The following is a 24,083-nucleotide window of genomic DNA, read 5'->3' as shown; positions in this document are numbered from 1 at the left end:
AGGGAAGCTCGGGATGCGCTTCGACGGAAAAGTGGCGATCGTCACCGGCGGGGCTCGGGGCATGGGTGTCTCACATGTACGCGGGCTGGCCGCGGAAGGCGCCCGGGTCGCCGTCTGCGACGTGCTGGACGACGAGGGAAAGGCCCTGGCCGAGGAACTTCCCCACGCTCAGTACTGCCACCTCGATGTCACCGGCGAAGAGGAGTGGCAGTCCGTCGTCCGCACCGTCGAGGACTCCTTGGGCCCCGTGGACGTCCTGGTCAACAACGCGGGGATCATTCACTTCGGCGGCGTGGAAGAGCAGTCGCCCGCACACTTCCGCCGGATTCTCGACGTCAACGTGGTGGGCACCTTCCTCGGCATGCACACCGTGCTCCCCGGCATGCGCGGCCGCGGTCGCGGAGCCGTCGTCAACATCTCCTCTGCCGCCGGCCTCATGGGGTTCGCGGACGGCATCGGCTATGTGGCGAGCAAGTGGGGCATCCGGGGAATGACCAAGGCCGCCGCGCTGGACATGGCGGGCACCGGGGTGCGCATCAACTCCGTACATCCGGGAGTCATCCGTACGCCCATGGGCGAGAGCGCCGCACCCGAACTGTTCGCTCAGCAGCCGGTACCGCGCATCGGTGAACCCGAGGAGGTCACCCGCATGGTGCTCTTCCTCGCGAGCGACGAGGCCTCCTACACCACGGGGGGCGAGTTCCTGGTCGACGGCGGCCAGACCATCGGTCACGCCGGTCACGCGCACACGACAGCGGAACGCGGGTGAGGCCCAGAGCCGGGTCCGGCCACACGTCCCGGCGAGGCGCGACGAGGACCGGCCGCGAGGTCTGGCCGATCGCCTACCCACGTGGCGAGGTCCGCGCGTCGGACTTCCGCGTCGTCGAAGTCGAGGTGCGGCAGCCGCGGCCGGGCGAGGTGCTGGTGCGGAACACGTGGACCTCCGTCGACGCCGCTCTCCGGCTGCGGCTCAGGGAGACGGCGCCGACGGGATACTTCCCGGCCTTCCCTCTCGAAGGACCGATGGACGGGATCATGACCGTCGGAGAGGTCATCGAGTCCCGCGCCGATGGCTTCGCCCCCGGCGACACGGTCTGGCACGCAGCGGGCTGGCGCGACTACGCGGTCGTCGAGGCGGAGAAGCAGGCGCTCGGCGGTGTCGGCACGCTCACGAAACTCGACGTACACGCCGCGCCTCCACAGACCTATCTCGGTGCGCTCGGCGCCAATGGACTCACCGCGCACGCCGGCCTCCTCCACGCCGCGGGCCTGCGCGAGGGCGACGTCGTGTGGGTCTCCGCCGCGGCCGGCGCCGTCGGCAGCCTCGCCGCGCAGATGGCGAAGATCCGCGGACATCGTGTCATCGGCAGCGCTGGTTCCGACGAGAAGGTGCGCTACCTCCTGGAGGAGCTCGGTCTGGACGCCGCGTTCAACTACAGGCGCGGCACGCTCCCCGACCTCCTGCGCCAGGCGGCTCCGGACGGCATAGACGTGTACTTCGACAACGTCGGCGGCGACCATCTCGAGACCGCCCTCGGAGCACTGCGGAGGTCCGGCCGCGTCGCGATCTGCGGCATGGTCTCGGAGTACGCGGCCGAGGAGTCGCCACACGGGCCCGGAAACCTCATGTTGGCGGTGACCAAGGGCCTGACGATTCGCGGCTTCCGAGGCAGCGAGCACACCCGCTTACTGCCAGAGATGCAACGGCAGGTGGGCGCGTGGGTCCGCGAGGGCCGCCTCCGCTGCCGCGAAACGATCATCGACGGGCTGCCGCAGGCGCCGGTGGCGCTGGCGGGACTACTGCGGGGCGACAACACCGGTAAGACACTGGTGCGGATCGACGGCGCCTCGCGCCTCAACTGAACTGAAATAAGTCCAACAGACGCCACGGGGCGGTGGCCCGGCCGTACGGCCGGGCCACCGCCCCGCAGTCTGCAGACAGACTGGCCGCTGAGGGGCAACCGGCATGGAAGGCACCCCGAGTCACCCTTGAGCCACCCTTTCGCCGCATGGCTGCGCATTCTATTGCCTAACCTAGTTCAGTTTGGTAATTTCACGAAATCTTGGCGATTCGGTCACCGTCCAGCGCAAAGCCCTCTCGCTAGTGCGCCGGTTCGGCCGGGAGCCGGTTTCACATAAGGGAGCCGAGAATGAGATCAGATCCGCAACGGCGCGGGGCTTTGCTCATCCTGCTGACGATCACGACACTGCTGGCCGCCGGGTGCGGCGGCGGCAACGACAACAACGCCGAGTCCAAGGTCGTGCCCGCGTCGGCGGGCATGGAAGAACTGGTCGCAGCGGCGAAGAAGGAAGGACAGATCACTGTCTACTCGGCCCAGGATCTGACCGCCCTCAACAACCTCGCAAAGGCCTTCGAGGCCAAGTACCCGGGGATCGACGTCAAGACCGTCCGGGGCGTCGACGGTGACCTCGGGGTGAAGGTCGAGACGGAGTTCAACACCGGCAAGGGCATCGCCGACATGTATGTCAGCGCGAGTCTGTCGTGGGTGAAGCCGCAGGCCGAGGCCAAGCGGTTCCTGGCGCCGACCGGTCCCGAACTGACCGGCAAGGGCGACTATGACGCCAAGCAGTACGTCCACGACGGCAACTACTTCGAGACCAACTCCGCGGTGCTCACGTTCGGCTGGAATTCCAAGCTCTACTCCAAGGGGCTGACCGACTACCCGGACCTGCTCGACCCCTCGCTCGCAGGCGGAAAGATCGGCGTCATCGAGCCGACCGCGCCCTCGATCGTCGACTTCTACCTGTGGCTGGAGGAGACGTACGGCGCCGACTTCGTGAAGAAGCTGGCCGCCCAGAAGCCGCGTATCTACCCCAGCTCTCTGCCGATGGGTGAGGCCCTGCAGTCCGGCGAGATAGCCGCCGGCAGCTTCATAGCGCCGATCGCGCTCGAGCCCGCGAAGAAGAAGGGTGCGCCGGTCGACTACCGCATGCCGCCGGACGGCGCGTGGGGCGCCCGGTACTACGGCATGGTGCTGGAGAGCGCCCCGCACCCCAACGCCGGCCAACTGTTCGCCGACTTCATGGTGACCGCCAAGGGGCAGGAGCTGATCACACCGTCCGCGGGCTCGGTGCTGCCCAAGGTCCCCGGCACAGTGATCACCAACGACAAGGTGCGCGTGCAGGATCCGGCCAAGCTCACACCCGAGGCCGTGGCCTCGTACCAGAAGAAGTGGAAGTCCCTGTTCCAGTAGTCCAGCAGCGTGGGCACCCGAGGCGACGGGTGCCCACTCACCTGATCCTTGAACACTTGGAAATAAGGAGTCCCCCGTGTCCCACGTGCGCATCGAGGGCCTGACGAAAAGGTTCGCCGGCAAGCCGCCGGCGGTCGCGGTGGACGACTTGTCGCTGGAGATCGAGCCGGGCGAGTTCATCGTTCTGCTCGGCCCCAGCGGCTGCGGGAAGACCACGACTCTGCGCTGTCTGGCCGGTCTGGAGACGCCCGACGAGGGACGCATCTCCCTGGGCGACCAGACGGTGCTGGATGTACGGGGGAAGGTCAACCTCCCTCCCAACAAGCGCCGGATCGGGATGGTGTTCCAGTCGTACGCGCTGTGGCCGCACATGACCGTGCGCCGCAACATCGGATATCCCCTGAGAACCAGACGGGTGGCCCGTGAGCAGGCGCGCACGCGGATCGAGGAGGCGGCGGAGCTCGTCGACTGTGCCGCCCTGCTCGACCGTTATCCGGCACAGCTCAGCGGCGGCCAGCAGCAGCGGGTCGCCCTGGCCCGCGGCCTGGCCGCCCAGCCCGACCTGGTCCTCTTCGACGAGCCGCTGAGCAACCTCGACGCCCGGCTGCGCGACCAGGTGCGCGCCCAACTGCACGAGCTGCACGCCCGGCTGGGCTTCACCGCCGTGTTCGTCACCCACGACCAGAGCGAGGCGCTGGCGCTCGGCGACCGTTTGGCGATCATGAAAGCCGGGCGGATCGAGCAACTCGACACGCCGGAACGGGTCTTCGAGGAACCGGCCACCGAATACGTCGCCGGGTTCATCGGCATGTCGAACCGGCTTCCGCTCCGGCGTCAGGGCGGCGAATGGGTACTCGCCGACGACCCGGGCGCCGATGTCCCATCAGGCGCCGCAAGCCACGCGGACGCAGCGAGTCAAGCAGGCGCAGCGGGCCAGGCGGTGGCCGGCGAGCTGCCGGTGCCCCGCTCGCTCAGCGAGGTCGCCGCCCGGCTGCGCCCCGACGACCTTCAGCTCTGTCCGGCCGACGAGAAACCGCCGGCCCACAGCGTCGGCCTCCTGGCGGAGGTCGTCGACGCGCAGTTCGGCGGGCGTCACATGGATGTGGTCGTCGCGATCGCGGACAGCCGCCTGCACGCGCGGGCGCCGCTGACCGGCAAGCCATGGGCGCGGAGTCTGGCGCGCGGGCAGCGTGTGACCGCGTGGTTCGCCAAGGACGCGGCCATCTACTACGACGCCGACGGGGTACGGACAGCCGTGCACACCCCCGCCGCAGTGGGAGCGTGACGTCGTGGCCGCACCCGCCGTACCCGCGCCCTCCCCCTCTCCCTCCCCCACGACGACACCGCCGCACCCGGCCCCGCCACGGCCGACGGCGTTGACCCGTGCGCGGCGCCACCTGCCACGGCTGGGCGCGCTCGCCTTCCTGGCCGCCATCGGCTACCTGGTGATCGCCCCGCTGGTGGGCCTGCAACGGCTGGCCTTCGAGGACGACGCCCGTGGCTACAGCACCGCCTTCGACAGCCCGGACATGGCCGAGACGCTGCGCACGACGGCCGGTATGGCGCTGGGTTCGCTGGCCATCGCGCTCGTCCTAGGCACGTTCCTGGCCTGGGCGGCCACCCGACTGCCACCCCGCCTGCGGCTGTTGCGCGTCCTGCCCGTGCTGCCCATCGTGGTGCCGGCCGTGGCCGCGGTGACCGGCTGGGCGTTCCTGTTCTCGCCGCGCCCCGGCTACCTCAACGCGGCGCTGCGCAACCTGCCCTGGTGGAACCATCTCGACGAGGGCCCCGTCGACATCTACACGCTGCCGTGGATCGTCCTCATCACCGGCTTCGGCCTGACCGCCTTCGTCTACCTCTTCGTCAGCGCCGGCTTCGGCAACATCAACGCGGAGCTGATCGAGGCGGCCCAGGTCAGCGGATCATCGCCGGCCGGTGTGTTCTTCCGGGTGACGCTGCCGCTGCTGCGCCCGGTCCTGGTGTACGGGGGTTTTGTGGCCCTGCTCCTCGGGCTCGGCCAGTTCACGGGCCCCCTGCTGCTCGGCAGGAACAACGGCGTCAACGTGCTCACCACGGACATGTACGTCGCCGTGTCACAGAGCCCGGTCGACTATGGCAGGGCCGCCGCGATCGGCTCACCGCTGCTGCTCTTCGGCATCGCCGTCGTCCTCTTCCAGAAGGTGATCCTCGGCGACCACAGCCGCTTCGTCACGCACGGCGGCAAGGCGTTCCGGTCCGGCGGGCGGCCGTCGTGGGTGGCGGTCACCGGCATCGTCCTCTACGGCCTGGTCGCGCTCGCGCTGCCGCTGGGCGCGCTCACGGTGGTGTCGCTCTCCGCCTTCTGGAGCGGGAAGATCGAACCGAGCGGCTTCACGCTCGACAACTTCCGGCGTGTGTTCCAGGAGTCAGGGATCACGGACGCGATCGTCAACAGTCTCGTCACCTCGGTCATCTCCGTCGCCATCGCGCTCCCGCTCGGCTTCGTCGCCGCCTCGCTGCTGCTCAAGGGGCGCCGGTTCCGCGTCATCCGGGCGGCGGTCGACTTCATCGTGGCGATGCCCCTCGGGATCCCCGCGGTGGTCTTCGGCGCCGGCTTCCTGCTGACGTACAGCCGCGAGCCGTTCATCCTGTATGGCACCCGCACGGTGATCGTCCTCGTCTACGTGACGCTGATGCTGCCCTTCGCCACCCGCATGCAGCTGTCCGGAATGGTGGCGCTCGGCGATACCTACCTGGAGGCTTCACGTACCAGCGGGGCGGGCGCACTGCGGACCAACACCGAGATCGTGCTGCCGCTGCTGCGCCCCACTCTCGCGGGTGCCGGAGCGTTGATGTTCGTGCTGCTCACCCACGAGTTCACCGCCTCGCTGCTGGTGCGGGCGCCCACGACCCAGGTCATGGGGACCATCCTGTTCGACTACTGGTCCAACGGCTCGTACCCGCTGGTCGCGGCGATCGCCCTGGTCATGACGCTGGTGACGTCGGCGGGTGTCTTCGTGGCCATGTCCGTCGCCGGCTCCGACATCTTCGAGAAGCTCTGAGGGGACGGGGCGGGCCGGGCCGTCGTACCCGCCGCCCCCTCCTACACATCCTTGCGGACGGTGGCCAGGGCGCCGATCCCGATCACGCAGACCGCCATGACGAAGAACGCCGGGGAGAGCAGGTTTCCGGTCCGCTGGACCAGGAAGGTCGCGATGTACGGAGCCGTACCGCCCGCGAGGACGGTGCCGACGTTGTACCCGATCGCCATGCCGGTGTAGCGGACCCGGCGCTCGAACAGATGCGGCCACAGACTGGCCGCCGGGACCTGCACGAACGCGCTGCTCAGCATGAACAGCAGGTAGGCCAGGCCGGCCAGGGCCAGGCTGTCCTGGTCCATGAGCATCATCGTGGGGTAGGCCGTCACCAGAAATCCCAGCAGTCCGCACAGCAGGATGCGACGCGAGCCGAACCGGGTTGCGAGCCAGCCGGCCGGCACCATCAGCAGCACGGTGACCAGCACGACGCCCGCGCTCAGCCAGAGCACCTGCGTGGAGTCGTACCCCAGGTCATTGGTCAGGTAGATGCCGATGTACGTCAGTCCGAGGAAGATGGCGCCGCCCTGCGCCATGGACAGGCCGATGGACTGCCAAAGCGCCGCGCGGTGGGTGGAGAGGACCTCGCGGATCGGAGCCGTGGGGATGTCGGCGCGGCGTGCCGCCTCCTCGAATTCCGGGGTGTCCTCGATCCGCAGCCGGGCCCACAGGCAGAACACGGTGAGCGGTATCGCCATCAGGAAGGGCAATCGCCAGCCCCAGTCGGCCATCTGGTCCTTCGTGGCGAGCGCGGAGATCACCCCGGCCGTGGCGGCCGCGAACATGAACCCGAGGTTGGACCCGATGGGCGTGACGGCACCGAGGAAGGCCCTGCGCTTGGGCGGCGCCGACTCGTAGATGTAGGTGTAGGCGCCGACCGACTCGCCACCCGTGGAGATGCCCTGCACCAGCCGGGCGAGCAGGAGCAGTACGGCGGCGGCCACGCCGATCTGGCTGTAGGTGGGCAGCAGTCCCGTGATGCTGCTGGCCACTCCCATGCACAGCACCGAGGAGACCAGTGCCTTGCGACGGCCCCATCGGTCGCCGAGCCACCCGAAGAAGACTCCGCCGACCGGCCGTACCACGAGGCCGGTGGCGAACACCGCGAGCGCCGCCAGGAGTGAGGCCGCGGGATCGTCGCTCGGGAAGAACTGCGGAGCGATCACCACGGCGAGATAGCCGTAGACACTGAAGTCGTAGTACTCGATGAGGGTCCCGAGGCTGCCGGCGAGCATCGCGCGGCGCACCGTGACCGGATCGTACGTCGCCGACTCCGCCTCTGCTGCGGCGGACCGATGAGTGGCACTCATGCTCCGACTCTCCTTCCCACGGCACGGTCCCATACCCTGCCGACGCCCGGGACGGTACAGAACTGAACTCAGTACGGCTATCCTTCACGCACGGATTTCCCGGAAAGCGGAGCGAAAAAGCGACGTGCTGGACGTGCGTGTGGGGCCATACCGCGCGACATGGTCACCGTATCCACACGAGTCCGACGGTTGAGATTTTGAATCGGGTTCGGTTTACTCGCAAGAGGTTGGGTGGACCTCGTGAACCTCGCTGGAGAGTCGATCCCTTGGCCGAAGGAGCGTCCCATGCGCCCAGATGACGTCGATCTGCTGATCGTCGGTGCGGGTATGGCAGGACTGACCGCCGGCGCCCGCGCCGTTCGCAACGGTCTGTCCGTGCTGATCGCCGAGATCGGCGGGGACGTCGGCGGCTCCGCACGCTTCGCCGGTTACGCGTGGAGCAGCTTCGGCCGCGGCCACCAGTTCGACACCAACCACTACGTCGACACCTGCCGTCGGCTCGTCCTCGACAGCGGCGGCGAGCTGCTGCTGGAGACCGACACCGAACGGCTCGTGGTCGAGCACGGCACCGTGGTCGGAGCGGAGCTGAGGGCGGCCGACGGCACCCGCAGACAGGTGCGGGCCAGGGCCACGCTTCTCGCGACCGGCGGATTCCAGGGCGACCCCGCCCTGCGCGCCGCGCATGTGCACCCCCACGCCGACCGCATGGAACTCCGCTCCAACCCCCACAGCCGCGGCGGCGGTTACCGCCTGGCCACCCGCGTCGGCGCTGCCACCGGCCACCATGACGCCGGCTTCTACGGCCATCTCATTCCCAGCGGCATCCCCTTCGCCGACCCAGCCGACTTCGTCGACATGTCGCTCTATTACAGCGAGCACGCCCTCCTGTTCAATCTGCGGAACGAGCGGTTCACCGACGAGACCCTGGGCGACCATCTCACCGCCATGACGCTGCTGGAGCAGCCCGAATGCCGTGGTCTGCTCATCGCCGACGCCCGGGTGTTCCGCGACTGGATCGTCGGCTCGTACGTCGAGGGCGCGGTCGCCGTCGACAAGTTCGCCCTGGCGAGCAAGCGAGGCGGCCGCGTCGGACTCGCCGAAGACCTCGACGAACTGGCCTGGCTGCCGGAGGAATGGGGATACCGGGGCGACGCCGTCCGTGATGCCGTCAAGCGGTTCAACGAGCAGACCTCGGCAGGGCTGGAACCGGCGCCCGGCCGAGAACTGGACCGTCTGCCGCTGGACGAACCGCCGTACTACGTCATCGAGACGGTGCCGGCTATCACCTTCCCATTTCACGGCGTACGTATCGACGACCGGGCCCGCGTGCTGCGCGAGGACGGCCAACCGCTCGGCGGACTCCTGGCCGCCGGATCGGACACGGGCGGCCTGTGGCACCGCGCCTACACGGGCGGACTCGCCTCAGCCCTCGTGTACGGACTGACCGCCGCAGACACCGCCACCGAGATCGCCACCAGAGTGGTACGCCACACCTGACCGGGCGGCTCAGCGCACTCCGGCCAGCCGCAAGGCGAAGTCGCCGTACTGGTAGACGACCTGATCCTCCGTCAGATCGCCGTTCTCGCGATACCAGACGGCCACGCCCATCCCGAGGTCCAGGATCGCGTAGGAGGTCAGCTTCACCGTGGTGATCGCGAAGCGGCGCGCCTCCACACCTTCGGTGAGCAACGTCCGGAACGCCTGCTCGTAGGCCGCCCGCCGCCGCAGGACCTCCGTGCGGTGCGGCTCCTCCAGGCTGCGGATCTCCCGGGTCCCCACGAACGCTTCCAGGCGGTGCCGGGCGTGGTAGCGGACATGCGCCTCGGCGGTCCGGCGCAGCCGCTCCACGACGTCCTCGCAGCCGGCCACCGCGATGCGGTGATTGCGCAGCAGGTCGTCCATCGTGCCCGTCATGATCTGCGCGAGCAGTTCCTGTTTGGACCCCACGTGCTTGTACAGACTCGGCCCGCGCATCCCCACGGCTTCGCCGATGTCGGCCATCGTGGTGGCGGCGTACCCGCGCTCGGCGAACAGGACGAGAGCTGCGGCCCTGATCTCCGCCGCACGCGGTCCCGGGGACCTGCCGACCGCCGTTCGCCTCCGGGCAGTCACCGCCGACCGACTGCCGCGCTCTGACGTCACGCTACCCCTGCCTCGTCCATTGGCTAACGCCCCGTAGCCGCACGCGTAAACCCACTCCGCCGGGCTCACCGTAACGTATCCGGGACCGCGGCTCCCCTGGAGCGCCGCACGTCGACGTACCGGGAAACGTACGTTGGCCGGCTGAACTCGGCCAACGCCTTCCGCCCCGTCCCTGACCTCCGTAATCAATGGGAACTCTTGTGCCTCGCTGGACCGATGTCTTTCCTGCCGGAGGCGGCGGCATCTCGCCAACGTTACCGAGAACGGCGTCGGCGTGAGCATCACGAACGCCGCCGAGGAGATCTGCGCCGCGCGCAGCCGGGCAGCGCCCTGCTGACCGCGCGCGCCCGCTGAGCCCTGTCCAAGCCCGCCCAGGAGCAGTCCATGCGCATCACGATCTGGCGCAACGTTCACCGCGACCACTACGACGGCTACGAGCGCCACCACCCGATGGCGCTCGCCGCGGGATTGCAGCCGCTTACCGGCAGCGCAAACTCCGCTCGCTCTCAACCGGCGACGGCTTCAGCGCCCGGCGTTCGAACGCCTTGGAACCGAAGGTCGCTCCGCGTCCAAGCCGCTGGGTCAGCCCATCAGCTACATGATCCCGGTTCTCGGGGACGGGGTCCGTGAAGGACTGCTCGAGGCTGGCGACGGGATCGCGCCGGAGTTCGCCGCGGTGAACGGGCTGAGTGACTGACGCGCGCCAAGCGCATCTGCGGCCGGCACGACCAGGTACCGCACCGTCAACTCGGTGGCCCACGAGCGACCGCTCCCCCCGGTCCGTCACCCCGCCTCCCACCCCGCCGGCCGCAGAATCCCCAGCAGTTGCCGGACCAGTTCGTCCACCGCCTCCTCCAGCGTGGCGTCCACCCACCCGGCGCTCCAGTCGTGGAGCAGGCCGTTGACGCTGCCGATGAAGGCGGTCGCGGCGAGCCGGTAGTCGCGGGGCGCCGCCTCACCCCGGGCGACCGCCGCGTCCGCCTCGGCGCACACGAGGTCGACCCAGCGGGCGCGGCGGGCCAGGCGCTGGTGTTCCAGGCGGGGGCTGACGCCGATGATCTCGACGAAGGTGATGCGGATACGGCGTGGATCGGCGGTGACGTTGGCGGCGTAGGCGCGGAAGATCGCGGTGGCGCGTTCGGCGAGCGGCAGGTCGGCCGCGGCGGCCACCGCGGCGAGTACGGCCTCCTCGGCCCAGTCGTTGACCTGGAGGTGGAGGGCGGCCAGGACGTCCTCGAGGGTGCGGAACTCCTCGTAGAACTGGCGGGTGGAGAGCCCGGCGGCCTCGCTCAGCGCGGCCACGGTCGTGGCCCGGTAGCCGGGTGAGTCGCCGAACATCTGGAGCGCGGCGTCCAGGAAGCGGCGGCGGCGCTCGGCCTGCCGCTCCTCCGCGGACTTGCCCCTGTACCGGCCGGTCGGCGCCCTGAGCCTGCCCGTCACGGACCCTCCCCGTTCCCTCGTCTGACCCCGTCGATCAATTTTGTCGTGTACGCGGTCTTGTCGAACAGGACACCCGCTCCTTACTTTTCAGTAAGTCCACTGTGAAAGTAGTTGTGTTCAGATTCACCACCCCGTCTTGGCATGCCCCGCCCCTGGCACCCGCCCCCCAGAGAAGAGAGCACCCATGCCTGCCATCCGCACCAGGCACCTTTGCTCCATGGCCGCCGCCCTCGTCCTGACCGTCACCGCCCCCGCGACCGCGGCCACCGCCGCCACCGGCCCCTCGGACGCCGCCGCCCTGCGCGAAGTGCTGTTCGTCGGCAACAACTGGGACGGCACCGCCGACGTCATCAAGGCTTCCGGCGACTTCGCGAAGATCGGCCGGATCAACGTCATCCCCGACAAGGACGCGCGGATGGCGGAGATCAACGCGAACCCGATCAAGTGGATCTACTTCATGGCCATCCGCAACAGCGTCGGCGAGGGCCACGACCAGTTCGTGGACGACATGTACACCACGCCGGACGGTTCCTCGGTGGTCGTCTCCCGTCCGAGCTTCGCCGACGTGGTCTCGATCGACCTGGCCACCGGAGACATCAACTGGCGCTTCCCCGTGTCGGGTTACCGCTCCGACCACATGACGGTCTCCCCCGACGGCAAGCGTGTCGCCGTGTCCGCCTCGACCTCCAACACCGTGCACGTGCTGGACATCGTCACCGGCAAGCAGCTCGGTTCGGTCGCCACCGCCGACAAGCCGCACGAGAACATCTTCACCAAGGACGGCAAGTACCTCTGGAACATGGGCATCGGCGATGTGAACACCGCGACCGACGCGCCCTGGCTGGACTGGACGAAGGGCAACCGGTACATCACCGTCGTCGACGCGACCACGTACGAGCGGGTCAAGGTCATCGACATGCGGCAGCGGCTGGACGCCATCGGCCTCACGGACTACTCCGACGCCGTCCGGCCCGCCGTGTTCTCGCCCGACGAGTCCAAGCTGTACTTCCAGGTCTCGTTCTTCAACGGCTTCTTCGAGTACGACATCGCGACGGACAAGATCACCCGTACGAAGACTCTCCCGAAGAACCCGGCGACCAACGACGACCGCACCACCTTCGTCAACGACTCGCGCCACCACGGCATCTCGATGAGCCCCGACGGCAGCAAACTGTGCGTCGCGGGCACGATGGACGACTACGCGACGGTCGTCGACCGCGCCACTCTCCAGGAGGGCCCGCTGGTCACCGCCTCGAAGCCGTACTGGGCGACCGTCAGCGGCGACGGAAAGAGCTGCGTGGTGTCGGAGAGCGGCACCGACCAGGTCACGGCCATCGACTTCGCCACCGGCAAGAAGACGGTGTCCGTCCCGGTCGGCGACCATCCGCAGCGCGTGCGGCTGGGGCATGTGGCCGCGGACTGGACGGGAACCTCCGGCTGAGACGCTGAGACCCGAGCGGTTCAGGCGGTGGCGCGGTGCCCGGACACCAGCCACCGCCACCGCGGGCGTTCCGTGACCAGCGTGGCGGCGGCCAGCAGGGACACCGCGACCGCCGCCCACACGGGCCAGGCCAGCCATGCGGAGACCACGGCCGCCACCAGCTGGAGCAGCACCAGAAGGATCGTGACCGCCCCGGGCACCGGCACGATCCCGTGGGCCTTGTCCCCCGGTGTGGTGAAGACGGTCGGCAGCCCGATCAGCACCACCACGGACAGCACCGCGAGCGGCCAGGAGTACCCGGCCAGCGCCCAGGGCGTGGCCACCCAGGCGACGAGTTCGGTCGCGAAGCGCGGGACGGCCGCGCGTCGGTCATCGGGTTTCCGCAACGTCGTCTCCCCCACAGATGTGCCCGTCAGCGGTGGGTGATCCTACGACGTCCGGGCCGGGCCTGCTGCGACCTGCCCTCGCGTCGGGGTCCGGTTCGACCCCGACGCGAGGGGAGGCTGTCAGCCGAGGCGCTGGGTCGCCCAGGCCGCCAGTTCCGCCTTTGCCGCGTTCATCAGGGACGACGAGGGATTCGTCGCGCCGTTGGTGACGAGCGCGTAGTGCAGCGTGCCCGAGTCGGAGTCTGTCAGCAGCAGGCGGCGGCTGCCGGTGCCGCCAGGTTCGGAGGCCGCCGCGATCGGGGTCGACGTCGTGTATGAGGGCGGGGCGTGCGCCGTGCCCAGGTCGGAGACGACGGTGGTGCTCGAGGTCGGGAAGGATGCCGGGAGGTGCAGTTCGGTGGGGGCCGAGCCGCTGCCCGAGCGCCACACGAGCAGGCTGTACTGCCCGGAGCCCACCAGCCGGTCCACGTTGGGCATGGACTTGGGAACCGGATTCCAGGTCAGGGTCGTGGAGCCGTCGCGGGAGCGGTCCTCGTAGGTGAAGGCGACGGTCGTACCGGAGGTGGCGCTCGGGTAGACGCGGTCGAGCAGCCGTGTGTCCTGGCGCAGGACGGCCTTACCGGAGTCGTCGAGGCGTACGGCGGACAGATCCTCGTCGTTCCAGGCGTCGCCCTCGGTCTGCACCTTGTCGGGGTTGTCGTTCATCAGCTCGTGGTGGCGGCCGTGGTAGATGTCCCACTGCCACTGGCTGCCGGAGAGGACGGGACCGGAGCCGGTCGGGTTCGTCCACCAACTCTTCCCCGGTACCCGGGAGTCGAGGGCCTGGTACATCGCCTTGAGGACCGTCGGCGCCTTGTCGGAGACCGTGCCGGCCAGCGGGTGGCCGAACTCGCTGACAATGGCGGGCGTCTTGGCGGCGGAGGCCCGGTCACGCACCATGCCGAAGTCGCCCGCGTACTGTCCGTCCGCCGCCTTCCCCCACATGAAGATGCCGGAGATGGCCTTCTGGTCGTAGAAGTGGGTGTTGAAGACGAAGCGCGGCCCCAGCGTGCCCGCGTCGAGCAGGCCGCCCTCCTGCTTCTGGAAGTCCAGGTTGGCGTTCCAGAACAGGTTCGGTTCGACGAACGCCGGCTTGTTCTGCCAGCCGGCCGCGTCCATCCGCGCCCGGAACTTCGCGTAGAAGGGCCACAGGACGTCCTTCTCCCAGGCCCGGCTGGACTGGCCCGAGTCGTAGACGCCCGCATGGGGTTCGTTGTACGGGTCGAAGCCGACGACGCCCGTGAACTGGGTGGTCGTGAGGTTCTGCTTGAGGTACGCCATCGTCTTCTGGGCGGTGTCGAGGAACGAGTCCTGCAGGCCGTACGTGTTGTGCCAGAAGTCGTACGTCGCCTCCGTCACGGCCGCGTTGGAGGTGATGTTCTGGCCCCAGAAGGGGCAGATCCCGCAGTACTCGTCCGGGTAGTCACCGAGGTCCACGGCCCACTTGGGGGCGCCGTCGCCGGTGTACCAGCTGTCCGAGTCGAACAGCCAGCGGGAGTAGAGGTCCTGGTGGAAGTCGGGGTACACCCGGATCCCGGCGTCGAGGAAGGCGCCGATCTGGGCAGTGGCGGCGGCCAGGTAGGCGTTGTCCACCCGGCCGCGCACGGGCTCGGCGTACGCCCAGGACAGCAGGAAGCGGACCGAGTTGCCGCCGCCGAGCGCTCTCAGCGCGCTCGCGGACTTCTTCGCGTCGGCGACCGAGGCGAAGGGCAGGCCGTTGTTCTCCTTCAGCTGGGTCTGGCCGGAGACGTTGTAGCCACGCAGCACGACCTCACGGCCGTGGCCGTCGGTGAAGCGGCCGTTCTGCACGGTGAGCGGGGATTCGTCGAACCAGAGGGAGTCGGGGACGGAGGCGGCGGTGGCGGGACGGGCGCCCGCCACCGACAGGAACCCACAGAGGAGAACCAGAACAAGGAGCACACGCGCACGCTTATTCGGCATGTTCACTACCGTCCGGTAATTTCAGGACACCGTCAACACCCCTGACTCTGGAGTAAGTTAAATCCCGCCCGGCTCAACCGCCCACTCTGCGCGTCACGTTCAACAGATATTCCTTGCGGTTGAGCGGGTTGTGGTCGGTGCGCGGACGCCGCGGGGCCGTGCCTCGGATGACCGGCGCGTAGTGGTCGAAGGCGCTCTCCAACTCGCCTTCGCCCCGGGTGAGCCCCGGCAGCCGCTGCTCCAGTTCGTGTACCCGGCCCGCGGGAACGGCACCCTCCAGAACGCTGGCGCCACCCCGCGTCCCGGTGGTCTGCGGTACGGCCCGCAGCGCGGCCAGCACCGGGAGCAGCGCGCCCAGGGTGTCCACGGGCGTCTCGATGCGGAAGCGGTGCATGGGCTCGTACACCTGGGTGCCCGCCCTGCGCAGCGCCTCGATCAGGACCAGTGGCGTCACACCGCGGAAGTCGGCGCCGGTGCTGGACATGCTCTTGTCGAAGCCCTGGTGGGCGTGGCTCTGCCGGGGCGAGTAACCGGAGTGGGTCATGGTGACCGTGCAGTCGGTGACCTGCCAGCCGCTGAGGCCCTGCGTAAGGGTCTCGCGCACGGTGTCCTCGACGGCCTTGAAGAACGCGTACGGCATGGAGCCGAGTTCCACTTCCAGCCGGAAGGCGACGCCCGAGCCGGTCGGTGCCGGGTCGACACGCAGGCCGACTGTCGCGAGAAACGGGTTGGCGTCCTTCTTGTTGAACTCGACGGCCGCTCCCGTGCCCACGGGACGCTCGATGCAGATCGTCGACGTCTCCCGGAAGGTGACGTCCAGGCCGTAGTCGTCGGCGAGTGTGGCCTGGATGACCTCCTTCTGGACCTCGCCGTAGAGGGACACGGAGATCTCCTGCCGGATCTCGTCGTGCCGGAGGCCGATCAGCGGGTCCTGCTCGGCGAGTTGGGTCAGGGCGAGATGCAGGGACCGCTTGTCCACGCCCGCGCCCGGCACGACGACGGTTTCGAGGGTGGGCGGCGCGAAGAAGTGCTCGTACGCCTTGCGCGGCTCCCCGATCGCGTCGCCGATCCGGATGGCGTCGAGGCCCCAGAGCTTGGCGATGCGGCCTGCCGGGACGGTCTCGGCACGGGAGTCCGTGCCCTCCTCGAAGACGTTGATCGCGGTGATCTTGCCCTCGGTGTCACCGTCTCCGAAACGGATCCGGTCGCGGACGGCCGGCGTCCCGGAGAAGATCCGCGCATAGGCGATCTTCTCCCCCGCCGGTCCCCGCTCGACCTTGAACACGGTGCCCGACACCGGCCCGTCCGGATCGCCCTCGGCCGCGGGCAGCAGCTCCTTGATCCCGGCGATGAGCGTGTCCACGCCCGCGCCCGTGATGGCGGACCCGAAGTAGACGGGGTGAACGAGGGTCTGCCGGGTCTGGTCGACGAGGGCGGTGCGCAGGCGGTCGTACGAAACCGCGTCCTCGACGTAGGCGGACAGCAGGTCGTCGTCGTGCTCGGTGAGGACGTCGATCGCGGCCGGGGCGAGCCCCGGGGTGACGCGGGCGCCGCGTGTGCCGAGTCCGGAGACCGTGGCCATCGGTACGACCGAGGCCGTGAGCCGCTCGGCGATCGCCCGCAGCACCCCTTCGTACCCCGCTCCACGCCGGTCGATCTTGTTGACGAAGATCAGCGTGGGGATGCGCAACCGCCGCAGCGTGCGCATCAGGACGCGGGTCTGCGGCTGGACGCCCTCGACGGCAGAGACGACCAGGACGGCGCCGTCGAGCACGCCGAGGACCCGCTCGACCTCGGCGATGAAGTCCGGGTGGCCGGGGGTGTCGATGAGGTTGACCGTCACGTCGTCGAGAGGGAACGAGACGACGGCGGACTTGATGGTGATCCCGCGCTGCTTCTCCAGCGCGAGCGAGTCGGTCCGCGTGGAGCCGGCGTCGACGCTGCCGATCTCGTCGACGACTCCGGCGGCGTACAGCAGCCGCTCGGTCAGGCTGGTCTTACCGGCGTCTACGTGCGCGAGAATTCCGAGATTGAGCAGATGCACTGAGCGTCATGTCCTTGGTCATCGGGGGGATTCCTTCCTGGGTGGACATGCGCGTAGCTCGCATCTGTGTGCTCCTCGGGTCGTGACGACGCGGTCTGATGCATTGCAGCAGAACCGGACGCACCGCAGCAATGGATTAACCGTCAACGAAGCCCGTCGCAGCACTCGCCGCCGTCGGGGTGCGGTCATAGAGTGACGTACATCGAGTGACCTGCATCACGTTTCGTCGCCGATTTCCCTCGCTTCCGCCGCACGGCCTGGAGGGCACATGACCCACATCTCGGTGAACGTGGACGGCACGACGTACGAGGACGAGGTCGAGCCCCGTCTTCTGCTGATCCACTACCTGCGCGACCGCCTCGGTCTGACCGGCACCCCGATCGGCTGCGACACCTCCAACTGCGGGGCCTGCATGGTCGAGCTCGACGGGGAGAGCGTCAAGAGCTGCTCGGTCCTCGCCGTCCAGGCGGACGGGAGCGAAGTGACCACGGTCCAGGGGCTCGCCCGGGACGGCGAGTGGACCGGGCTGCAGAAGGCGTTCCACGAGCAGCACGGACTGCAGTGCGGCTACTGCACCCCAGGCATGATCATGGCGGCCCGGGATCTGCTGCGGGAGAACCCGCACCCCAGCTCGGACGACGTACGCCAGGCCCTGGAGGGCAACCTCTGCCGGTGCACCGGCTACCAGAACATCGTGCGCGCGGTGCTCGCCGCCTCCGGGCAGGAGGTGCCGGCATGACCGACCAGATGGCCGGACCCGAAGTCGGCCGCTCACGTGCCCGCAAGGAAGACGCCCACCTGATCACGGGCCAGACCAACTGGACCGACAACATCCAGGTCAGCGGTCTGCTGCATCTGGCGATCCTGCGCAGCCCCATGGCGCACGCCCGCCTGGATCGCGTCGACGTCTCCGCGGCCCTCGACCGGCCGGGCGTCATCGCCGCCTTCACCGGGCGCGACCTGGCCGACGGCATGGGCTCGATGCCGTGCGTGTGGCCGGTGACCGAGGACATCGTCATGCCGGACCATCCGGCGGTGGCGGTCGACGAGGTGCGGTACGCGGGCGACCCGATCGCGGTCGTCGTGGCGCGGGACCGGTACACGGCGGCGGACGCGCTGGAGGCGATCGAGGTCGACTACACGCCGCTGCCCCCGGTGCTCGACCTGGAGGACGCGCTCGCCGAGGGCGCCCCGCTGGTCCACTCCGACAAGGGCACCAACCGCTGCTACGTCTGGCCGCTCGCCACCGGCGAGAGCTTCGACGCGGTACGCGAGCGCGCCGACATCGTCCTGAAGCGGCGCTACATCCAGCAGCGTCTGATCCCCAACGCGATGGAGCCCCGCGCGGTGGTCGTCACCCCGCTCGCGGCCTCCGGCGAGTACACCCTGTACTCCTCCACCCAGGTCCCGCACATCGCACGGGTGCTGCTGGCCATGGTCACCGGCATCCCCGAGCAGAAGCTGCGGGTGATCGCGCCCGACGTCGGCGGCGGCTTCGGCTCCAAGCTCCAGGTGTACGGCGAGGAGGCCCTCGCGCTCGCCGTGGCCCGCAAGCTGGGCCGGCCGGTGAAGTGGACCGAGTCCCGCTCCGAGAACTACCAGGCCACCCACCACGGCCGCGGCCAGATCCAGGACATCGAGATCGCCGCCACCCGCGACGGCAAGCTGCTCGGCCTGAAGGTCGACCTGCTGGCCGACATGGGCGCCTACCTGATGATCATCACCCCGGGCATTCCGCTGCTGGGCGCGTTCATGTACCCGGGGATCTACAAGATGGACGCCTACGACTTCACGTGCACGGGCGTCTTCACCACGCGCACGCCGACCGACGCCTACCGGGGCGCCGGCCGGCCCGAGGCGACCTTCGCCATCGAGCGCATCATGGACGATCTGGCCGTCGAACTCGGCCTGGATCCCATCGAGTTGCGGCGCCGCAACTGGATCCGGCACGAGGAGTTCCCGTACACCGCCATCGCCGGGCTCACCTACGACAGCGGCAACTACGAGGCCGCCACGGAGAAGGCACTCGACCTGTTCGGCTACGACAAGCTGCGCGCCGAGCAGGCGGACCGCAACGAGCGCGGCGACACCGTACGGCTCGGCATCGGCGTGTCGACGTACACCGAGATGTGCGGGCTCGCGCCGAGCCGGGTGCTCAGGGACCTGAGGTACGCGGCCGGCGGCTGGGAGGCGGCGACCATCCGCATGCTCCCGACCGGCAAGGTCGAGGTCGTCACCGGCACCAGCCCGCACGGGCAGGGCCATGTGACCTGCTGGAGCCAGATCGCCGCCGACGCGCTGGGCGTGCCCTTCGAGGACATCGAGGTGGTGCACGGCGACACCAGGGCGGTCCCGCAGGGCATGGACACCTACGGGTCGCGGTCGCTGGTCGTCGGCGGGATCGCCGTGCACCACGCGGCCGAGAAGGTGGTCGCCAAGGCCCGCAAGGTCGCCGCGCATCTGCTCGAAGCCAGCGAGAACGACCTGGAGTTCACGAACGGCGTCTTCTCGGTGAAGGGCTCCCCGGAGGCCCGCAAGACCATCCAGGAGGTCGCCTTCGAGACGTTCTCCTCGCACGACCTGCCCGACGGCATGGAGCCCACCATCAACGCCGAGCACCTCGTCGACCCGGAGAACTTCTCCTACCCGCACGGCACCCACCTGTGCGCGGTCGAGGTCGACACGGAGACCGGACAGACACGGATCAGGTCGTACGTCTGTGTCGACGACGTCGGCAAGGTCGTCAACCCGATGATCGTCGAGGGCCAGGTGCACGGCGGCCTCGCCCAGGGCATCGGTCAGGCGCTGTACGAGGAGGCGGTCTACGACGACGAGGGCAACCTGGTCTCCGGCACGATGGCCGACTACCTGGTGCCGTCGGCGGCGGACCTGCCGGACTTCGTGACCGACCGGACCCAGACGCCGTCGACCCTGAATCCCTTGGGGGTCAAGGGAGTCGGCGAGGCGGGGACGATCGCCTCGACGCCGGCCGTCGTCAACGCGGTGGTGGACGCGCTGCGCCCGCTGGGCGTGACCGACGTGCGGATGCCCTGCACCCCGCAGCGGGTGTGGGAAGCGATCGAGGAGGCGGCGCGATGATCCCCCCGGCATTCGACTACGCCCGGCCGAGCAGCGTCGACGAGGCGGTGCGCACCCTCGCCGACGCGGGCGAGGACGCGAAGGTGCTGGCCGGCGGGCAGAGCCTGCTGCAGCTGCTGCGGCTCAGGCTGGCCTTCCCCGAACTGGTCGTCGACGTCGGCCGCATCCCCGAGCTGCGCGGAGTGCGCGAGGACGGGAACACCCTCGTCATCGGCGCCATGACCACCCACCACGACGTCATCCACGACCCGCTCGTCCGCCGCCACGCGGGACTGCTGGCGACGGCCACCGCCACGGTCGCGGACCCCGCCGTACGCCACCGGGGCACCCTCGGCGGATCGCTCGCGCACGCGGACCCGGCCGGGGACCCGCCCGCCGCGGTGCTGGCGCTGGACGGCGAGCTGGTGGCGCAGGGGCCGCGGGGGCGGCGCACCATCCCGGCACGCGAGTTCTTCGTCGACTATCTGCAGACCGCGCTGGAACCGGACGAGCTCCTGGTCGAGGTGCGGATCCCGAAGACGGACGGCTGGGGCTTCCACTACGAGAAGTTCCACCGGGTGGCACAGTCCTGGCCGATCGTCGGCGTGGCCGCGCTGGTGCGGCGCGACAACGGGCAGATCGCTCAGGCGCGCGTGGGCCTGACCAACATGGGCTCCACGGCGCTGCGCGCGTCCGCGACCGAGGACGCCCTGTCGGGTGCGGGTGACGCGCAGGACGTGGCGCGGGCCGCCCAGTCGGCGGCGGAAGGTACCCGGCCGTCGCAGGACACGTCCGCGTCGCCGGAGTACCGGGCGCATCTCGCGCGGGTGCTCACCAAGCGGGCGGTGCTGGCCGCCGCCGGAATGGGGTGAGGGCCGATCACGCACATCGACGGGCCGGAGCAGGTGCGGGCCCGGCTGGAGAAGACGGGATACCTCGTCGACGAGGGTCTGGCCGTCGCCTGCTTCCTGGCCCTGCGCCTGCACCGGCCGCTGTTCTGCGAGGGCGACGCGGGCGTGGGCAAGACGGCGCTCGCGTCCGCGCTCGCCGAGGCGCTGGACGCCCCGCTGATCCGGTTGCAGTGCCACGAGGGCATCGACGCCTCCCAGGCCCTGTACGACTGGGACTTCCCGCGCCAGCTGCTGCATCTGCGGGCGGCGGAGGCGGCCGGGGTCACCGACGCCGACCGGCTGGAGGGCGAGCTGTACGACCGGCGGTTCCTGATCGCCCGGCCGCTGCTACGCGCCCTGGAGACGCATCCGTCGGTGCTGCTGGTCGACGAGATCGACCGCGCGGACGACGAGTTCGAGGCGTTCCTGCTGGAGCTGCTGTCCGAGTTCTCCGTCACGATCCCCGAACTGGGCACGCTGCGGGCCGAGCAGCCGCCGGTCGTCGTCCTGACCTCCAACCGCACCCGCGAGGTGCACGACGCCCTCAAGCGCCGCTGCCTCTACCACTGGTTCGACCACCCCGGCTTCGCCCGCGAACTGGCCATCGTACGGCGGCGGTTGCCCGGCGTGTCGGCACGCCTGGCCGAGCAGGTGACGGCTCTGGTGCAGGCGCTGCGCGGCGAGGACCTGCTCAAGCCGCCCGGGGTCGCCGAGACGATCGACTGGGCGCAGGCCCTCGACGCGCTCGGCGCGACCGAGGTGGACGCGGAGCTGGCGGTGGCGACGCTGGGCTCGGTGCTGAAGTACCGGGAGGACGCCGAGCGGGCGCGCGGGCTGGATCTGGCGGCGGTGCTCGCCGTACGAGGGGCGTGAGGAGCGTGCTCGCCGCGGACGCCGCCCTCCTCGGTTTCGCCCGTGCGCTGCGGGCGGCCGGCGTCGACGCGAGCACGGAACGGCTGCACGCGTTCCTGAGCGCGGTGGACCTGCTGCGGCCGGAGGCGCGGGCGGACGTGTACTGGGCGGGGCGGCTGACGCTGTGCGGGGGCCGGGACGATCTGGAGCGGTACGAGCGGGTGTTCGCCGCGTACTTCGGCTCCGGCTCGCCCGCCACGGAGGCGGTACGGACCACACCGCGGCCCCGGCTGCGGCTGGTCGTACGGGACGCGCACGCCGGGGGCCACCACGAAGGAGATCGGCAGGGGCCGCCCGCCGCCGCCCTGGCCAGCCCCGCCGAGGTCCTCCGGCACCGCGACGTCGCCGAGCTGGACGCCGCCGAACGCGAGCAGGTGCGCCGGCTGCTGGCCGCGTTCGCGCTGCGCGGCGAGGCCCGGCGCAGCGCGCGGCGGCGCCCGGCCCGGCGCGGGCAGGTCGATCCGCACCGGACGGTACGGGAGTTGCTGCGGCGCGGCGGGGAGCCCGCGCGGTTGCTCCGGCACGCACGGGCCGAGCGGCCCCGGCGGGTCGTACTGCTGGTGGACGTCAGCGGTTCCATGACGCCGTACGCCGACGCGCTGCTGCATTTCGCGCACGCGGCCGCCCGCGGGACACACACCGAAGTCTTCACCATCGGCACCCGGCTGACCCGGGTCACGCGCGAACTGTCGCACCGCGACCCGGACTTGGCGATGGCCGCGCTCGCGGCGGCGGTGCCAGACTGGCGCGGCGGCACCCGGCTGGGCGAACTGCTGCGGGAGTTCCTGAACCGCTGGGGGCAGCGCGGTCTGGCGCGCGGAGCGGTGGTGGTCCTGCTCTCCGACGGCTGGGAGCGCGGCGACCCCGCACTGCTGGCGGACCAGATGCGCCGTCTGCACCGGCTGGCCCACCGGGTGATCTGGGCCAACCCCCGCAAGGCGCGGCCCGGTTACGCACCCGTCGCCGGCGGGATGGCGGCGGCGCTGCCGAGCGTGGACGCGTTCGTCGAGGGGCACAGCGTGGCCGCGCTGGAACGGCTGGCGGCGGTGGTGAAAGGAGCCGACGATGCGTGACATCCTCCCGGTGCTGCACGGCTGGTACACGGCACGGGTCCCGTTCGGCCTCGCCACGGTCGTCGCGACCAGCCGCAGCGCGCCGCGCGATCCCGGTGCGGCGATGGCCGTGGGACCGGACGACGAGGTCGTCGGCAGTGTGTCCGGCGGCTGCGTCGAGGGAGCCGTCTTCGAACTCGCCCAGGACGTGGTGGCGAGCGGCGAGGCCCGCCTTGAGACCTTCGGGTACAGCGACGAGGACGCGTTCGCGATCGGCCTCACCTGCGGCGGCGAGATCACCCTGCTCGTACGTCCCGTGACGGCCCCCCTGGACCCCTCCTTCGGCGCGGTCGCCGAGTCGGTCGCCGCACACCGCCCCGTGACCGTCGCCACGGTGACCGACGGTCCCGCCCCGCGCGGCGCCACCCTCGCCGTCTGGCCGGACCGGGTGTCCGGCACGCTCGGCACGGAGGGCCTGGACGTGGCTGTCACCGCCGACGCACGCGGCGAACTCGCCCTCGGCGCCACGGGGTCGCGCCACTACGGCCCGCACGGGGAACGCCGCGAGGACGCCGTCACCGTCTTCCTGCACTCCTTCGCTCCACCGCCGCGCATGCTGGTCTTCGGCGCCATCGACTACGCCGCCGCGGTCGCCCGCATCGGTGACTTCCTCGGCTACCGGGTCACCGTGTGCGATGCCCGCCCGGTCTTCGCCACGCCGAAGCGGTTCCCGGCGGCCGTGGAGGTGGTCGTGGACTGGCCGCACCGCTATCTACGCTCCACCGACACCGACGAGCGCACGGCGATCTGCGTCCTCACCCACGACCCGAAGTTCGACGTGCCGCTGCTGGAGGAGGCGCTGCGCCGGCCGGCCGCGTACATCGGGGCGATGGGCAGCCGCCGTACGCACGCCGACCGGACGAAACGGCTGACCGAGGCCGGACTCACCGAACGCGAGCTGTCCCGGCTGCGCTCCCCGGTCGGGCTCGACCTGGGCGCCCGTACGCCCGAGGAGGTCGCCGTGTCCGTCGCCGCCGAGATCGTCGCGCTGCGCTGGGGCGGGACCGGGGCCCCGCTGACGGCGACGGCCGGAGCCATCCATCCGCAGGGAGCGTGAAG

The 24,083-nt window shown here is 70.1% G+C and carries 19 protein-coding genes; 13 read left to right on the top strand and 6 right to left on the bottom strand.

Annotation, left to right across the window (positions count from 1 at the left end; translation table 11 throughout):
- The first annotated feature begins 13 nt into the window (after positions 1-13).
- The 5 genes from KCH48_RS02930 to KCH48_RS02910 all read left to right on the top strand — a co-directional run bounded on the left by KCH48_RS02930 (position 14) and on the right by KCH48_RS02910 (position 6,256).
- A complete protein-coding gene (locus tag KCH48_RS02930) occupies positions 14-769 on the top strand; it encodes an SDR family oxidoreductase (protein WP_210570065.1) in 756 nt (251 codons plus the stop codon).
- Complete coding sequence (locus KCH48_RS02925) at positions 766-1,863, top strand: NADP-dependent oxidoreductase (protein WP_210570063.1); 1,098 nt, start codon at positions 766-768, stop codon at positions 1,861-1,863. The genes KCH48_RS02930 and KCH48_RS02925 overlap by 4 nt, the downstream gene beginning before the upstream one ends.
- A gap of 287 nt (positions 1,864-2,150) precedes the next feature.
- The gene (locus KCH48_RS02920; RefSeq protein WP_210570061.1) at positions 2,151-3,215 is read left to right on the top strand and encodes an ABC transporter substrate-binding protein; all 1,065 of its coding nucleotides are present in this window, start codon (positions 2,151-2,153) and stop codon (positions 3,213-3,215) included.
- 76 nt (positions 3,216-3,291) lie between these two features.
- A complete protein-coding gene (locus tag KCH48_RS02915; protein WP_210570055.1) occupies positions 3,292-4,500 on the top strand; it encodes an ABC transporter ATP-binding protein in 1,209 nt (402 codons plus the stop codon).
- Positions 4,501-4,504: 4 nt separating this feature from the next.
- The gene (locus tag KCH48_RS02910; protein ID WP_210570052.1) at positions 4,505-6,256 is read left to right on the top strand and encodes an iron ABC transporter permease; all 1,752 of its coding nucleotides are present in this window, start codon (positions 4,505-4,507) and stop codon (positions 6,254-6,256) included.
- Positions 6,257-6,297: 41 nt separating this feature from the next.
- Here KCH48_RS02910 and KCH48_RS02905 read toward each other — a convergent pair whose 3' ends face one another.
- A complete protein-coding gene (locus KCH48_RS02905) occupies positions 6,298-7,599 on the bottom strand; it encodes an MFS transporter (RefSeq protein WP_210570051.1) in 1,302 nt (433 codons plus the stop codon).
- 285 nt (positions 7,600-7,884) lie between these two features.
- Between KCH48_RS02905 and KCH48_RS02900 the strand changes: the two genes are divergently transcribed.
- The gene (locus KCH48_RS02900) at positions 7,885-9,096 is read left to right on the top strand and encodes an FAD-binding protein (protein ID WP_210570049.1); all 1,212 of its coding nucleotides are present in this window, start codon (positions 7,885-7,887) and stop codon (positions 9,094-9,096) included.
- A gap of 9 nt (positions 9,097-9,105) precedes the next feature.
- Here KCH48_RS02900 and KCH48_RS42800 read toward each other — a convergent pair whose 3' ends face one another.
- Positions 9,106-9,741 (bottom strand): TetR/AcrR family transcriptional regulator, encoded by a 636-nt coding sequence (locus KCH48_RS42800; RefSeq protein WP_210570047.1) that lies wholly within the window; start codon positions 9,739-9,741, stop codon positions 9,106-9,108.
- 783 nt (positions 9,742-10,524) lie between these two features.
- Positions 10,525-11,181, bottom strand: coding sequence for a TetR/AcrR family transcriptional regulator (locus tag KCH48_RS02890; RefSeq protein WP_210570045.1), 657 nt, complete (start codon positions 11,179-11,181; stop codon positions 10,525-10,527).
- A gap of 184 nt (positions 11,182-11,365) precedes the next feature.
- On the opposite strand from KCH48_RS02890, the gene KCH48_RS02885 reads away from it, so the two are divergent.
- The gene (locus KCH48_RS02885; protein ID WP_210570043.1) at positions 11,366-12,622 is read left to right on the top strand and encodes a YncE family protein; all 1,257 of its coding nucleotides are present in this window, start codon (positions 11,366-11,368) and stop codon (positions 12,620-12,622) included.
- Positions 12,623-12,642: 20 nt separating this feature from the next.
- Here KCH48_RS02885 and KCH48_RS02880 read toward each other — a convergent pair whose 3' ends face one another.
- From KCH48_RS02880 to KCH48_RS02870, 3 genes are all read right to left on the bottom strand, one after another.
- Positions 12,643-13,008, bottom strand: coding sequence for a hypothetical protein (locus KCH48_RS02880; RefSeq protein WP_210570042.1), 366 nt, complete (start codon positions 13,006-13,008; stop codon positions 12,643-12,645).
- A gap of 120 nt (positions 13,009-13,128) precedes the next feature.
- Positions 13,129-14,988, bottom strand: a complete 1,860-nt coding sequence (locus KCH48_RS02875; protein WP_210570041.1) for a cellulase family glycosylhydrolase — start codon at positions 14,986-14,988, stop codon at positions 13,129-13,131.
- A gap of 73 nt (positions 14,989-15,061) precedes the next feature.
- The gene (locus KCH48_RS02870) at positions 15,062-17,032 is read right to left on the bottom strand and encodes a translation factor GTPase family protein (RefSeq protein ID WP_210570040.1); all 1,971 of its coding nucleotides are present in this window, start codon (positions 17,030-17,032) and stop codon (positions 15,062-15,064) included.
- 268 nt (positions 17,033-17,300) lie between these two features.
- Between KCH48_RS02870 and KCH48_RS02865 the strand changes: the two genes are divergently transcribed.
- The 6 genes from KCH48_RS02865 to KCH48_RS02840 are packed head-to-tail and all read left to right on the top strand — an operon-like array spanning position 17,301 to position 24,081.
- Entirely contained in the window at positions 17,301-17,771 is a 471-nt protein-coding gene (locus KCH48_RS02865) for a (2Fe-2S)-binding protein (RefSeq protein WP_210570037.1), read from the top strand.
- Positions 17,768-20,131, top strand: coding sequence for a xanthine dehydrogenase family protein molybdopterin-binding subunit (locus KCH48_RS02860; protein ID WP_210570034.1), 2,364 nt, complete (start codon positions 17,768-17,770; stop codon positions 20,129-20,131). Before KCH48_RS02865 ends, KCH48_RS02860 begins: the two co-directional genes overlap by 4 nt.
- Positions 20,128-20,982: a xanthine dehydrogenase family protein subunit M gene (locus tag KCH48_RS02855; RefSeq protein ID WP_210570026.1), complete on the top strand. Its 855-nt coding sequence runs from the start codon at positions 20,128-20,130 to the stop codon at positions 20,980-20,982. Before KCH48_RS02860 ends, KCH48_RS02855 begins: the two co-directional genes overlap by 4 nt.
- A 6-nt stretch (positions 20,983-20,988) precedes the next feature.
- Complete coding sequence (locus KCH48_RS02850) at positions 20,989-21,873, top strand: MoxR family ATPase (RefSeq protein WP_307840810.1); 885 nt, start codon at positions 20,989-20,991, stop codon at positions 21,871-21,873.
- 5 nt (positions 21,874-21,878) lie between these two features.
- Positions 21,879-22,985, top strand: coding sequence for a VWA domain-containing protein (locus KCH48_RS02845; RefSeq protein ID WP_374104638.1), 1,107 nt, complete (start codon positions 21,879-21,881; stop codon positions 22,983-22,985).
- Positions 22,978-24,081, top strand: coding sequence for an XdhC family protein (locus KCH48_RS02840; protein WP_210570023.1), 1,104 nt, complete (start codon positions 22,978-22,980; stop codon positions 24,079-24,081). Before KCH48_RS02845 ends, KCH48_RS02840 begins: the two co-directional genes overlap by 8 nt.
- Positions 24,082-24,083: the final 2 nt, after the last annotated feature.

The sequence above is a fragment of the Streptomyces sp. GESEQ-4 genome, from assembly GCF_017948455.1.
GTDB lineage: Bacteria > Actinomycetota > Actinomycetes > Streptomycetales > Streptomycetaceae > Streptomyces.
Note: the sequence above shows the minus strand (reverse complement) of the source record. Positions and strands in the feature narration are given on the sequence as shown.

Excerpts from the sequence above, each read along its gene's own strand:
- KCH48_RS02930 (WP_210570065.1), top strand. The coding sequence starts at position 14 with ATGCGCTTCGACGGAAAAGTGGCGATCGTCACCGGCGGGGCTCGGGGC.
- KCH48_RS02920 (WP_210570061.1), top strand. The coding sequence starts at position 2,151 with ATGAGATCAGATCCGCAACGGCGCGGGGCTTTGCTCATCCTGCTGACG.
- KCH48_RS02905 (WP_210570051.1), bottom strand. The coding sequence starts at position 7,599 with ATGAGTGCCACTCATCGGTCCGCCGCAGCAGAGGCGGAGTCGGCGACG.
- KCH48_RS02900 (WP_210570049.1), top strand. The coding sequence starts at position 7,885 with ATGCGCCCAGATGACGTCGATCTGCTGATCGTCGGTGCGGGTATGGCA.
- KCH48_RS02885 (WP_210570043.1), top strand. The coding sequence starts at position 11,366 with ATGCCTGCCATCCGCACCAGGCACCTTTGCTCCATGGCCGCCGCCCTC.
- KCH48_RS02875 (WP_210570041.1), bottom strand. The coding sequence starts at position 14,988 with ATGCCGAATAAGCGTGCGCGTGTGCTCCTTGTTCTGGTTCTCCTCTGT.
- KCH48_RS02865 (WP_210570037.1), top strand. The coding sequence starts at position 17,301 with ATGACCCACATCTCGGTGAACGTGGACGGCACGACGTACGAGGACGAG.
- KCH48_RS02860 (WP_210570034.1), top strand. The coding sequence starts at position 17,768 with ATGACCGACCAGATGGCCGGACCCGAAGTCGGCCGCTCACGTGCCCGC.
- KCH48_RS02855 (WP_210570026.1), top strand. The coding sequence starts at position 20,128 with ATGATCCCCCCGGCATTCGACTACGCCCGGCCGAGCAGCGTCGACGAG.
- KCH48_RS02840 (WP_210570023.1), top strand. The coding sequence starts at position 22,978 with ATGCGTGACATCCTCCCGGTGCTGCACGGCTGGTACACGGCACGGGTC.